This is a genomic window from Stenotrophomonas sp. RIT309, from assembly GCF_000632045.1.
GTDB classification, from domain to species: domain Bacteria; phylum Pseudomonadota; class Gammaproteobacteria; order Xanthomonadales; family Xanthomonadaceae; genus Stenotrophomonas; species Stenotrophomonas indicatrix.
Genome location: NZ_JFYS01000041.1, coordinates 179,320 through 191,235 on the forward strand (window position 1 = coordinate 179,320; position 11,916 = coordinate 191,235).

General features: G+C 66.2%; 10 protein-coding genes and 1 pseudogene. 4 read left to right on the plus strand and 7 right to left on the minus strand.

What is annotated here, in order from left to right; genetic code table 11:
• Nucleotides 1-43: 43 nt before the first annotated feature.
• Nucleotides 44-1,075, plus strand: coding sequence for a LysR family transcriptional regulator (locus BW38_RS03135; RefSeq protein WP_025878839.1), 1,032 nt, complete (start codon nucleotides 44-46; stop codon nucleotides 1,073-1,075).
• Nucleotides 1,076-1,256: 181 nt separating this feature from the next.
• Here the strand turns inward: BW38_RS03135 and BW38_RS03130 are convergent, their stop codons facing one another.
• Both BW38_RS03130 and BW38_RS03125 read right to left on the minus strand, forming a co-directional pair.
• Nucleotides 1,257-1,952, minus strand: coding sequence for an OmpA family protein (locus BW38_RS03130; protein WP_025878838.1), 696 nt, complete (start codon nucleotides 1,950-1,952; stop codon nucleotides 1,257-1,259).
• Nucleotides 1,953-2,093: 141 nt separating this feature from the next.
• A complete protein-coding gene (locus BW38_RS03125; RefSeq protein ID WP_032977962.1) occupies nucleotides 2,094-3,509 on the minus strand; it encodes a deoxyribodipyrimidine photo-lyase in 1,416 nt (471 codons plus the stop codon).
• A 112-nt stretch (nucleotides 3,510-3,621) separates the two neighbouring features.
• Here BW38_RS03125 and BW38_RS03120 point away from each other — a divergent pair, with 112 nt between their 5' ends.
• Nucleotides 3,622-4,203 (plus strand): hypothetical protein, encoded by a 582-nt coding sequence (locus tag BW38_RS03120; RefSeq protein WP_032977837.1) that lies wholly within the window; start codon nucleotides 3,622-3,624, stop codon nucleotides 4,201-4,203.
• 105 nt (nucleotides 4,204-4,308) lie between these two features.
• Here the strand turns inward: BW38_RS03120 and BW38_RS21870 are convergent.
• The 4 genes and pseudogenes from BW38_RS21870 to BW38_RS03105 all read right to left on the minus strand — a co-directional run.
• Nucleotides 4,309-4,443, minus strand: a pseudogene (locus BW38_RS21870) (inorganic diphosphatase); the annotation flags it as partial.
• Between the two features lie 10 nt (nucleotides 4,444-4,453).
• Nucleotides 4,454-5,761 carry a metallophosphoesterase family protein gene (locus tag BW38_RS03115; protein WP_081794600.1) on the minus strand — a complete coding sequence of 436 codons (1,308 nt, stop codon included), beginning with the start codon at nucleotides 5,759-5,761 and terminating at the stop codon, nucleotides 4,454-4,456.
• A 53-nt stretch (nucleotides 5,762-5,814) separates the two neighbouring features.
• A complete protein-coding gene (locus tag BW38_RS03110; protein ID WP_032977842.1) occupies nucleotides 5,815-6,933 on the minus strand; it encodes a phytase in 1,119 nt (372 codons plus the stop codon).
• On the minus strand, nucleotides 6,933-9,491 hold the full coding sequence (locus BW38_RS03105) for a TonB-dependent receptor (RefSeq protein WP_032977845.1): 2,559 nt from the start codon (nucleotides 9,489-9,491) through the stop codon (nucleotides 6,933-6,935). Before BW38_RS03105 ends, BW38_RS03110 begins: the two co-directional genes overlap by 1 nt.
• 153 nt (nucleotides 9,492-9,644) lie before the next feature.
• Here BW38_RS03105 and upp point away from each other — a divergent pair, with 153 nt between their 5' ends.
• Together upp and BW38_RS03095 are read left to right on the plus strand one after the other, a co-directional pair.
• Nucleotides 9,645-10,277: a uracil phosphoribosyltransferase gene (gene upp, locus BW38_RS03100; RefSeq protein ID WP_025878832.1), complete on the plus strand. Its 633-nt coding sequence runs from the start codon at nucleotides 9,645-9,647 to the stop codon at nucleotides 10,275-10,277.
• A 117-nt stretch (nucleotides 10,278-10,394) separates the two neighbouring features.
• The gene (locus BW38_RS03095) at nucleotides 10,395-10,688 is read left to right on the plus strand and encodes a PsiF family protein (protein ID WP_025878831.1); all 294 of its coding nucleotides are present in this window, start codon (nucleotides 10,395-10,397) and stop codon (nucleotides 10,686-10,688) included.
• 334 nt (nucleotides 10,689-11,022) lie between these two features.
• Here the strand turns inward: BW38_RS03095 and BW38_RS03090 are convergent, their stop codons facing one another.
• Entirely contained in the window at nucleotides 11,023-11,910 is an 888-nt protein-coding gene (locus BW38_RS03090) for an MBL fold metallo-hydrolase (protein WP_025878830.1), read from the minus strand.
• Nucleotides 11,911-11,916: the final 6 nt, after the last annotated feature.

Sequence of the window (11,916 nt, forward strand, 5' to 3'; positions counted from 1 at the left end):
TCTGTCACGATTGCCCCATCCCCGACGTCCAGGATCCCTGACCATGTCCCACGATCTCAACGAGACGCTGATCTTCGTCAAAGTGGTCGAGCAAGGCAGCTTCATCGCGGCTGCCAAATCGCTCGGCCTGCCCAAGACCACGGTCAGCCGCAAAGTGCAGGAACTGGAAACGCGCCTCGGTGCGCGCCTGCTGCACCGGACCACGCGCCGCCTCGGCCTCACCGAAGCCGGTTCGATCTATCACGAGCATTGCCAGCGCATCGCGCGCGAACTTGAAGAAGCCGAAAGCGCGGTCAGCCAGCTGCAGTCTGGTCCACGCGGATGGTTGCGCTTCACCGTGCCCTATTCGATCGGCATCACCTGGATCGCACCGCTGCTGGGCCAGTTCCATGCGCAGTACCCGGAAATCCGCCTGGACATGCACATGGGCAACGAGAAGCTGGACCTGATCGCCGGTGAGGCCGATCTTGCCCTGCGCGTGGGTGCCCTGCCCGATTCCAACCTGGTGGCGCGCAAGCTCGGCAGCCTGCGCACGCAGGTATTCGCCAGCCCGGCCTACATCGAGCGCTACGGCGAGCCGCTGCATCCGGAAGAGCTGCAGTTCCACCGCATCCTGGCCATGCGCAAGCCGTACCACACCGGCAATTCGCCACGCTTTACCTGGCAGCTGGGCGAGAACGGTGGCGAGCTGCGCGACTTCCCGGTGACGCCGCTGATGACGGCCAACGACATGTCTGCGCTGAATGGCGCGCTGGTGTGTGGCGAAGGTCTGCTGCTGACCGGAGACGTGATGGCCAAGCCGTTCGTCGAGTCGGGCATGGTGCGCCGGGTTCTGGCCGGCTGGACCGGCCCGGAAGTGGATTTCAACGCGGTGTTCGCCGGTGGCCGGCTGGTCTCGCCGAAGGTGCGCGCGTTCGTCGATTTCCTGGTGGAGAAGCTCAACTTCGATGCCAACTACATGCTGGCGCAGTGCCCCGGTGCGAAGCTGGCACGGCAGCAGCAGGAACAGGAAGAAGCGGCGCTGGCGAGCAGCGGCAAGCGGATCCTGGAGAAGGTGGCTGCTTCGGCGGCGTAAGCTGCAGCGATGCCGCCTGTACCCTGCTCCTGGATCGCCTCCGGTAGATGCCGACCTTGGCCGGCACGGCTCTCCACATGGGCTATCGGCGTGCCGAGCACACTCGGCACCCACAGAAAATGCCGCCTGCAAGGGCGGCATTTTCGTTCCGGCTGCGCCGGAACAGCAATAACGCTGCGCGTTATTGCTTGAGAGGAATCACGCGGATCTCGACGCGGCGGTTCTTGGCACGGCCGGCATCGGTGCTGTTGTCAGCGATCGGGTAGGCCTTGCCCGCGCCCAGGGTTTCGATGCGCACGCTCTGCACGCCCTGTCCGATCAGGTACTGCGCAACCGAATCAGCACGCTCCTTGGACAGGCGGTTGTTGACCGCGTCGCTGCCGATGCTGTCGGTGTGGCCGACCACTTCGATCATGGTCTGGTTGTAGTCACGCAGGGTGCCGGCAACGCCATTGAGCGAGCCGTAGAACTGCGGCTTCAGTGCCGATTTGCCGAAGTCGAAGGTGATGCCGTCGGGCAGGTTCAGCATGATGTTGTCGCCCTGGCGCTCGACGTCGATGCCGGTGTTGGCGGTGCGCTCGCGCAGCGCGCGCTCCTGGCGATCCTGGTACTGGCCCACCGCGGCGCCACTCAGTGCACCGATGCCCGCGCCGATCAGCGCATGCTGGCGACGCTCGGTCGCGCTGTCGCCGGACAGCAGGCCCGCGGCCACGCCGATGGCGGTACCGATCAGGGCATTGCGGCCGGTGCGGTTCTGCTGCTCGGTCGGGTTGCCGTACGGATCACTCTGCACATAGGAGCCGCCGGTGGCGCAGGCCGACAGGACGGCCGCACTCATCAGGGCCAGTGCGACGTTGCGGGTGGTGTTGCGGATCATGGTGTTCTCCTTGGTTTCCGGTCGGGCCGGCGGCTTGCGGGCGGCAACGAGGATAAACAGCCGGACGCGATGTCGGGATGATGATCACGCCGGTCGACAGGGGCGTGTTCAGCTAGCTGTCTGGACCGCTCAGCCAGCGCTTTACCCCGCCGCCGACTGACGGTAGGCGGCCAGAGCGGCATCCCGGCCAGCGGCGAGGTCCACCAGCGGCGTGCGTGGGTAGCCCGGCGCGCGTTCGGCCAGCAGGTGCGGATGCTGCCATGGAGCGAACCGCGCCTTTACCGGCAGCGCCGCCAGCTCAGGCACCCAGCGGCTGATGTAGCGCGCCTGCGGATCGAACTTCTCGGCCTGTGTGACGGGATTGAACACGCGGAAATACGGAGCCGCGTCGGCACCGGTGCCGGCCACCCACTGCCAGCCCATCGTGTTGTTGGCCAGGTCGGCATCCACCAGCGTGTCCCAGAACCAGCGCGCACCGTGCAGCCAATGCGCACGCAGGTGCTTGCACAGGTAGCTGGCAACGATCATCCGCACCCGGTTGTGCATGTAGCCGGTATGCCAGAGCTCGCGCAGGCCAGCATCGACGATGGGGACGCCGGTGTTGCCGCGCTGCCAGTCGTGCAGCTGGGCGGCACTGGGACTGGCCCACGGGAAGCGATCGAAGCGTGGATTGAGGTTGTCGGTCGGCGTCTTCGGGAAGTGGTGCAGCAGGTGATGGGCAAAGTCACGCCAGCCAAGCTGGCGCAGGTAGCCATCGATGTCAGCATCGGTACCGGCACTGCGCAGGCCTTCCAGCGCGTGGGCGATGCGCCACGGCGCGATTTCGCCGAAATGCAGGTGCGGCGACAGCCGCGAGGTACCGACCCGATCCGGCAGGTCGCGCTGCTCGCGATAGCCGCGCAGCGCACCATCCTCGAACACGGACAACGCCTCGAGCGCACCGGTCTCGCCCGGCTGCCAGTGTTCCCAGAACCCGGTATCCCAGTGAAGCGTGGGCGCCAGCTGCAGCGTATCCAGCGCGAGGCTGTCGACCGTATGCGCCGGCAGCGTCTCCGGTGCGGCCCGCAAGGCGGGCAAACGCCAGTGGCTGAGTACGTTGCGCCAGTACGGAGTGAATACCTTGTAGGGCTGCCCCTGCTGGGTGGCGATGTCCCAGGGCTCGAACAGCAGGCTGCCGTTGCAGCTCTGCGCATCTATGCCCTGCTCGCGCAGCGTGCGTTTGATGGCGGCATCGCGCGGTTGCGTGGCCGGTTCGTACTTGCGGTTCCAGTACACCGCTTCGGCGCCGGTCTGCTGCACCAGCTCCAGCAGGGAAGGCAGGCTGTCACCGGCACGCAGCACCAGCGATGAACCCCGTGCACGCAGGCCGGCATCCAGTGCCGCCAGCGAACGATGGCGCCACGCATTGGAGGCCGCGCCCGGCGCCCACTCGCCCTCTTCGTGCGGCGCGTGGATGTACACCGGCACCACAGCGTGGCCCGCTTCCAGCGCCGCCTGCAGCGCCGGATTGTCCTGCAACCGCAGGTCCCGACGGAACCATACCAACGCTACCGACACGTGCACTGCCTCTCAGTTGCTGGGCGGCCATGATAGCCAGTGACGGTGAAGGCGATGCGTGCGACCGGCTCTGCTAGGCTGCGCGCTCTTCCGCTTCCGCCCGGCCCACGTCATGGATGATCTTCGCGCCACGTTTGCCCGCTTCGGCGCCCTGCAGCCGCAATCTGCCGACGCGTGGCAGGGGCCGTTCCCGCTGCCGGACGTGCTGGCCGGATTCTACGCACACGTCGGCCCGTTCGGCGAGGTATTCAATCCTGCAAAAGGCCCCTGCGGCATCACCATTCCAGGCCTTGAGGTGTGGATACCGCCCTTGCAGCGCCTGTGGGCCTACCAGGCAGGCTATCGCTGGAACGGCAACGATGGCGAACCGATCAGCGACTGGCCGGCGCAGTGGCTGGTGATCGCCGACCGTGGCGCCGATCCCCTCATCCTCGACATCGACGACGGCCGCGTACTGTTCGCCCGTCATGGTGCGGGCCACTGGGACGCCGGCGGGTTCGCCGCCGACGTGCCGACCCTGATGGCCGCGTTGGCTGCGGCCGGCAGCGTTTACCTCGAGGCTGATGAGGATCTGTACAGCGATGACGATGATGGCGGGATCCGTCCGGTTCATCGCGAAGCGGCGCTGCGCGCTGTCGCTGTGGTGCTGGGCAGCACGGATGAAGCAGAACTGTTCCTGGACGCAATGCAGTAGAGCCACGCCATGCGCGGATGGTGCACGGAAAGGTTCAATCCACGCGTGGCGTGGATCTGCTTCTGGACTGCTGCATCGCTTCGCTGATCACTCGTCCGTCGTTCTTTCCTGCGGCACCTGCTCCGGCTGAGCGGCCAGGAACGGGTGCAGTACGGTATCGGCAGCAGCCACCGCGCCCACCACCAGCAGCAGGGCAACGGCGATGGCGGCCATCGGAACGAGGCGCGGGCGCGCGCTCATCGGTCGTTCCTCACTCCCAGCACCGGTCGGTGCGGCCCTTGGCGGTTTGGGCACGCGCGCAGTCACGCGGCGTGATCCGTCCCTCTCGCTGCTCCACCCGTTGCTTGCCGCCATTGTCATCGCGCTTCAGCTCGAAGGCGTCGTACAGGCGCCCGGTCACCGTGCGGGCCTCGTAGCGAAGGCGCTGCGGATCGATGCGCAACACCTGGAACAGCTGGGTGTCTTCGCCCACAGGGTCCATCGTCCTGCGTGCCTCGTCCGACAGGCGGTACTGCTTCGGTCCAGCCACCGTCACCACGTACTGCGGTGTTGCCGCCTGCCCTTCGCCGCGACGGCCGTAGGTATGGTCATGCCCCTGCAGTACCAGATCCACCTTGTGACGGCGCACCACCGGCAGCAGCACCTTGCGCAGGGCAGCATTCTCGCGGCCCTCGCGCGGCGAATAGAACGGCTGGTGCAGCAGCACGATCGTCCACGGCTGCCGGTTGCCGGCCAGCACCTTGTCCAGCCACTGTGCCTGCGCCTTGGCGGTACCCAGATCCAGCGCCGAGGTCCCATCGACCACGGCCACGCGCACGCCCTGTGCATCGAACCAGTAGCTGGTACCCGCCGCCGCGCTGGCACCGTTGCCCGGCAGGGCGAAGGTCACCGGCCAATGGCGGCCCAGCACACGGCGCTCCTGTGGCGTGTCCTCGAATTCCTCGAAGTACTCGTGGTTGCCGATCGCCGGCGCCACCAGCGTCTCCTGTGCCAGCCAGCTGGTGGCGGCAAACCATTCGCCCCATTCGCTGTCGTCCATGTTGTCGCCACCGCTGACCAGGTCGCCGGCAAACAGACTGATCCGCGCATCCGGCGCGGCCTTCTGTGCGGCCCGCACCACGCGGCTTACATGGCTGACGTTCTTGTTCTGGGTATCGCCGAAATACAGCAGGGTCAGCGGCTGGTCGGCAGCGGCCATCGTACGCAGCTGGTTCCACGCGCTCCAGCTGCCATTGCCCTGTACGCGGTAGACATACAGGGTGTCCGGCTGCAAACCGTCGATGTCGGCGCGATGATGATGCGACAGGCCGTTCTCGGTCTGCAGCACCTGGGTCTTCGCGCGCACCTGGACGATGCCCTCGATGGCCGGCGAATCGTCGGCCCGTGCGATTTCCAGCAGCGGCGACTGCACGCTGCCATCGGTGCGCCAGGCCACTGCGAAGCCGTGGCTGGGGTCGACCGATGGAGAGGCAACGATGCGGTCCGGCACCGGTGTGGCCGCGTAGTAGCGGCTGCCCGACGGCACCCGCGTATTGGGCTCGGCCGCAGCCATCGCCATCGATGGCAATGCGAGCAGCAGCCCGATCGCAAGCAAGCGCACCAAACGCGCGCTCACGAGCCACACTCCAGCGGCAGGGCCAACTGCTTGGCGATGCTCTCCCAGTCGAAGGCCACCACACCCTGGTCATCGTGCACCGCATACAGGGCACCGTGCGGGAACCTTGGCGTCGGCTGCTGCATCATCCAGATGCCATCGGTGTTGGCCACGGTATTGCCCTGGAACGCACCCACCGGCTTCAGCGTATGGCGGTCGAACAGATGGAACACGCTGCGCTGCTTGCCCTGCTCGGTGGTGATCCACCAGCCGTCCTTGCCGCAGGTGCGCAGCATCACGCCTTCGGCCTGCGCCTTGAACACGTCGCGGCCGAAGGTGGTGCCGGTGAAGCGCCCCGCCAGGGTGTAGACCTTGAATTCGCTGGCGTAGCTTTCGTCCTCTTCGGCGATCAGCAGGCGATCATTGGCCGGATCCCCCCAGATCGATTCGACCACGCGCAACGCACCGGCTTCGCTGGTATCACCGATGCTGGCCGACAGTGTTGCCTGCACCTTCGTGCCATCGCGGGACACGTGGTACTGGCGCACGCGCTTGTCCAGCTCAGCCAGCGGCGGCAGGATGTCCTTGCCCTGTGCGTCCTCGCCGTTGTCCCAGGAGTCGGTGACGTAGACGCTGTAGCCATCGGCACGGCGGTCCACCCACAGGCCGTAGGGCTTGCGCAGGTCGTCGGCACCGAAGGTGGCCAACGGAGTGAAGTCCGGCAGCGAAAGCACCTGCACACGGTGGTTGTCGCGCTCGACGATCCACAGCAGGTCATCGATCACCGCGATGCCGTTGGGACGATCGAACTGGCCCAGGCCGGTGCCGGTGCTGCCGACGTCGCGCAGGTGCTGGCCGTTGCTGCCATCGTAGACCACCAGCTTGTCGGTGGCCTTGGCCGTGGCGATCAGCCAGGTCTTGCCATCCGGGGCCTGCCAGGACGCGGGCGAATCGATGTTGTCGGCCGGGGTCATCGGGGTCAGGAAAGCCTCGGCGATGGTCGCCACGTTGCGCTTGACCGGTGCCACAGCGCCGGTCGCTGCAGCCGCTGCCGGCGCCTTGTCCGCGGCCGGCGTGCAGCCGGCGGCAAGAACGGCTGCCAGCGAGGCCGCCATCAGGGTCATGCAACGCGCCATCACAGCGCCACCTTCAGGCCCACGGCGTAGGTGCGGCCATACTCTTCCATCTGCAGGGTGCGCGAGCGCGTGCCCTGGTACAGCTCCAACGGCTTGTCCAGCAGGTTCTGCGCTTCAAAGTACACGCTCACGTTCGCGTTGAACTTGTAGTCCAGCGAGAAGTCGAGCTGGGTGTTGGGCGCCACGTAGATGTCGAACGCACGGCCCTTGCCGATGCTGTCCAGGTACTCGCTGCGGTACACCGCCGCCAGACGGGTGCTCAGGCCGTACTTTTCATAGCCGATGTGGGCGCTGTACACGTGCTTGGAGGCACGCGGCAGGGTGAAATCCTCACCGGCGCGATCCTCGATGCCAGCGTCGAATCCGGTATCCAGCCAGGTGCCGCTGGCGCCCACCAGCAGACCGTCCAGGCCAGCGGGCAGGAAGGCCAGCTGCTGCTGCCAGTTCAGCTCCGCACCACGCACGGTGGCTTTGCGGCCATTGATCGGCTGGGTCACGTCAAAACCACCGTAGGCCGGATCATTGGTGCGCACCGTCTCGACGATATAGCCGTCGATGGACTTGTGGAACAGACCTAGCGAAACGATGCCGGTACTGCCGAGGTACTTCTCCACCGACAGGTCGATGTTCTTCGACTCGTACGGGTCCAGCTCAGGATTGCCCAGGCGCACTTCCTCGTCGCCGCGGCTGTAGCCGACGCGCGGCGAGATATCGCCGAAGGACGGGCGCGAAACGGTCTTGTTGGCCGAGGCGCGCAGCACCCAGTCATCGGCCGCGTCATAGCGCAGGTGCAGGCCCGGCAGTACGTTGGTATAGCTGCTGTTGGCCACGCGCGGGGTTACGGTGTAGCTGCGGCCGTTGGCCGCCACATCGACCTGGTTGCCTTCGGCCCTGAAGCGCGTGTTCTCCACACGCACGCCACCGATGATGCGCAGCGCACCGACATCCCAGGTCCCCATGGCGTAGCTGGCGAAGATGTCTTCACTGGCGGTGTAGTCCTCTTCCAGCGAGGTCATCGCGTTGGCGCCGACATCCTGCGGGCGAGCACTGAACTGGCCACGGTTGGCCGCCCAGTACGCGCGCATCGCGTCCGAATCCATGCCGTCACCCAGGGTGCCGTGGCGGTGATCCGGGGAGCCGGTGGTCCAGCTGGACAGGGCAACCTTCGGGCCGACGCGCAGTTCGCTTTCGTCGACGTTGACGTCGCGGTCGCGCCAGCGCCCCAGCAGGCCGAACTTGATGCTGCTGCTGTCGCCGTCGAAGCGCACGTTGACCTGTGCGCTGTGCTCCTTGTCGTTCACCTGCTTGGGTGAAATCACGAAGCGGTCGAACGCGTAGTTCGCGTTGTCCAGCCACTGCGGATTGTCGAAGCTGTAGCTGGGCATTCGACTGCTCTGGTCCAGCGTACCGTTGAAGGCCTTGCCGTTGAGCTTGAAGCGCGCCTCCATTTCATCGTTCACCCGCTCTTCGGTGCGGGTGAAACCCACCTTGTAATCGACCACGGCGTTGGTCAGCGTGTTCTCGCCGCCCAGGCTGGCCGCAAAGGTGTTCTCTTCCTTGGTGCGGTAGCGCATGCGCCTGTCGATGGAATCCTTCGGCATGCCGTCCAACCGGTACTGGTCGGTACCGGTCTTCACCATCTTGGCGTCATCGAAGTTGAAGATCACCCGCTGGCGGGTTTCGGCATCATCGAACTGGCTGTACAGCGCACGCAGGTAGTACTTGCTGTCCTCGTTCGGGCGCCAGTCCAGGTTGAGGTTGGCGCCGATGCGCTTGCGCTCGATTTCGTATTTGCGGTGCTGCAGGTTGATCGCGGTGACGTCGCCCGGTGCGGCATCGTCTTCGCCGTCGTACTCCACTTCGGTGTTGTCCGATTCGAACGTGCGCTTCTGGTAGTTCACGCCCAGCGCGACGCCGAAGGTGTCGTTGAACACTTCGCTGTAGTTGAAGGCCGCCTTCGGGCTGGTTTCGCCGGACAGCTGCTGGTGGCTGGCTTCGATCTTGCCACGCAGGCTGCGGCCGTCACGATCGAAGGCCGAGGCCGATTCAACCAGGATCGCGCCGCCGATGGCGTCGCCCGGCATGTCCGGGGTGGGCGACTTGACCACGCGCAGGCGCTCGGTCGAATCGGACGGAATCACATCCAGCGGCGCCGCGCGGCTGGAATCTTCCGGGGTGCCGATGGCGATGCCGTCGACGCTGACGCTGTTGAGGTTGGCATCCAGGCCACGCACCACCACGAACCGGCCTTCCCCCTGGTCGCGGGTCACGCTGATGCCCGGCAGGCGCTGCAGCGACTCGGCCACGTTCTTGTCCGGGTACTGGCCCAGCGCGTCGGAGGACACGGCGTCTTCGATGGCATCGCTGCTGCGCTTCAGGTCGACGGCGCGTACCTGCGATTCCAGCTGCGCGCGCACTTCGACGCGGTCCAGATCGGTCGCTGCGGCGGCACCCCCTGCCACGGCAGCGGCAGCGTTTTCGGCCGCCAGCACCGACGGGCTGGCCGTCACCAGCAGCGAGAGGCTGATTGCCAGGCCCAACGTGTTCTTCTTCTGCACAGCTATCCCCAACGGTGTAAAGATTGGGTCAGCACGGTATGTCCGGCAGGTTGCATGGGCATGACACCGGTGGAGCCTGGCCTGCCGGACCCGGCTCGGCACCACCGCGCATTCCGCTTAAAATGGGGGCCTCCCCTTCTGCCAGACCATCCCATGAAGATCGTCGAAGTGCGCCACCCGCTGGTGCAGCACAAGATCGGCCTGATGCGCAACGCCGCGCTCAGCACCAAGGATTTCCGCGAACTGGCCAACGAACTGGGCACGCTGCTGGCCTACGAGGCCACCGCCGACCTGGAAACCGAGCCGCACACCCTGCCGGGCTGGTCCGGCCCGGTCACCGTGCAGCGCATCGCCGGCGCCAAGATCACCGTGGTGCCGATCCTGCGCGCCGGCCTGGGCATGCTCAGCGGCGTGCTGTCGCTGATCCCGGCCGCCCGTGTCAGCGTAGTCGGCCTGCAGCGCGATGAGGAAACCCTGCAGCCGGTGCCTTACTTCGAGCGCCTGACCGGCCGCCTGGAAGAGCGCGACGCGCTGATCCTCGACCCGATGCTGGCCACCGGCGGCACCCTGATCGCCACCATCGACATGCTCAAGCGCGCCGGCGCACGCCGGATCAAGGGCATCTTCCTGGTTGCCGCGCCGGAGGGCATCGAAGCGGTGAAGGCCGTGCACCCGGACGTGGAGATCTACACCGCCGCGATCGATGCGCAGCTCAACGACAAGGGCTACATCCTGCCGGGCCTGGGTGATGCCGGCGACCGCATCTTCGGTACCCGCGTGGGCTGAGATCGACCGGGTCGGAGCGCTTTCGAAAGGAAGTGCTCCACCTGCTCCAGGCACCTTCACGCCGGCTTTGCGGCGACGGGCGAATGCTCCGCGCACCCGCCCTGCCCTGGAGCCACCATGAAAGCCTCTTTGCTGCTCGCCGCCGCCCTGCTGGTCGGCCTCCCGATTGCCGCCAACGCAGCCACCCCACAGCAGCAGCGCATGGCCGACTGTTCGGCAAAGAACAAAGGGCTGAAAGGCGACGCCTACAAGTCCGCGCAGAGCGCATGCCTGAGTTCGCACGCAGCCGCACCGGCAACCCCTGCCACGCCGCAGGAGCGCATGAAGAAGTGCAACGCAGACGCCGCCACCCAAAAGCTCGCCGGCGACGCCCGCAAGACCTTCATGAGCAGCTGCCTCAAGGCATCGTAAAAACAGCGAAGAAAGGCCCCATCCACGCATGGCGTGGATCTACTGCCGATCCATACAACGAGAGTCGCATCAGTCACCTGGAACCCGTCGTCGAATGGGGTCAGAGCCCGAAAGATCCACCGGGTGTCCCATCCGTCACCGGAAAACTGTCGAAGGCGGGGCGGTGTCGGATTGCGGGGTGTCAGCCGCATGGATGCGGCTGCCAAGCCTACAAGGACGTACTTGCGGCGTCCCCGCCATCCGACACCGCCCCGCCAACCCACGGATAGCCCGCTGTTGCTGTTGCTTCGGCTCCGGCCTCTGCAGGTGCAGGGCGCAGCCCTGCCGGCCAACCTCACCCCAGCGCGCGCGCCTTCAGTTCGCCCTGCTCATGCAGCGTCACGAAACGTCCCTTCTCATCCCGCCCGACCTGCGCCAGCGCCACCTGCGGATCATGGGTGAAGAACAGATGCACGTTGCGCGCCAGCTTGTCTTCCAGGAACTGCCGCTTCTCGTCGATCAGCAGCTCGGCGTTGCGGTCGTACCCCATGGTGATCGGCACGTGCACCCACGATCGACCCGGAATCAGATCGGCGCAGAACACCACGCCGCCGTGCGCCCCCTCGCCTGCGCGTGCCTGCCCCACGATCTCGGCCAGCATCAGCCCCGGCGTGTGCCCGTCGCTGTAGCTGAAACGCACGCTGTGGCCCAGCACCTTCGAATACTCGCCGTCCACCACTTCCAGGCGGCCACTGGCCTGCAGCAGGCCCGGCAGTTCTGGAATGAAGCTGGCGCGATCGCGCGGGTGCGGCTGCAGCGCGCGCTGCCAATGCTGCGCCCCGACCACGTACGTCGCATTGGGGAACAGCAGTTCCGGTTCACGGCCTTCGTGCCACGCGGCCAACAGGCCGCCGGCATGGTCGAAGTGCAGATGGCTGAGCACCACCACGTCGATGTCTTCGTGCTCGAAGCCGGCTTCGCGCAGCGAATCGATCAGCACATGCTGGCTTTCCTGCACGCCATAGCGCTCGCGCATGCGCGGCTCGAAGAACGCACCGATGCCGGTTTCGAACAGCACCGTCTTGCCTTCCAGCGGGCTCGCCAACAACGCACGACAGGCCAGCTCGATGCGGTTGAGCTCATCCGGTGCTGCCCACTTTTCCCACAACGCGCGCGGCGCGTTGCCGAACATTGCACCGCCATCCAGGCGTTGTGTATTACCGCGGATCGACCATAGTTTCATGACGCA

Excerpts from the sequence above, each read along its gene's own strand:
- BW38_RS03135 (WP_025878839.1), top strand. The coding sequence starts at position 44 with ATGTCCCACGATCTCAACGAGACGCTGATCTTCGTCAAAGTGGTCGAG.
- BW38_RS03130 (WP_025878838.1), bottom strand. The coding sequence starts at position 1,952 with ATGATCCGCAACACCACCCGCAACGTCGCACTGGCCCTGATGAGTGCG.
- BW38_RS03120 (WP_032977837.1), top strand. The coding sequence starts at position 3,622 with ATGGATGATCTTCGCGCCACGTTTGCCCGCTTCGGCGCCCTGCAGCCG.
- BW38_RS03115 (WP_081794600.1), bottom strand. The coding sequence starts at position 5,761 with ATGGCGATGGCTGCGGCCGAGCCCAATACGCGGGTGCCGTCGGGCAGC.
- BW38_RS03110 (WP_032977842.1), bottom strand. The coding sequence starts at position 6,933 with ATGGCGCGTTGCATGACCCTGATGGCGGCCTCGCTGGCAGCCGTTCTT.
- upp (WP_025878832.1), top strand. The coding sequence starts at position 9,645 with ATGAAGATCGTCGAAGTGCGCCACCCGCTGGTGCAGCACAAGATCGGC.
- BW38_RS03095 (WP_025878831.1), top strand. The coding sequence starts at position 10,395 with ATGAAAGCCTCTTTGCTGCTCGCCGCCGCCCTGCTGGTCGGCCTCCCG.
- BW38_RS03090 (WP_025878830.1), bottom strand. The coding sequence starts at position 11,910 with ATGAAACTATGGTCGATCCGCGGTAATACACAACGCCTGGATGGCGGT.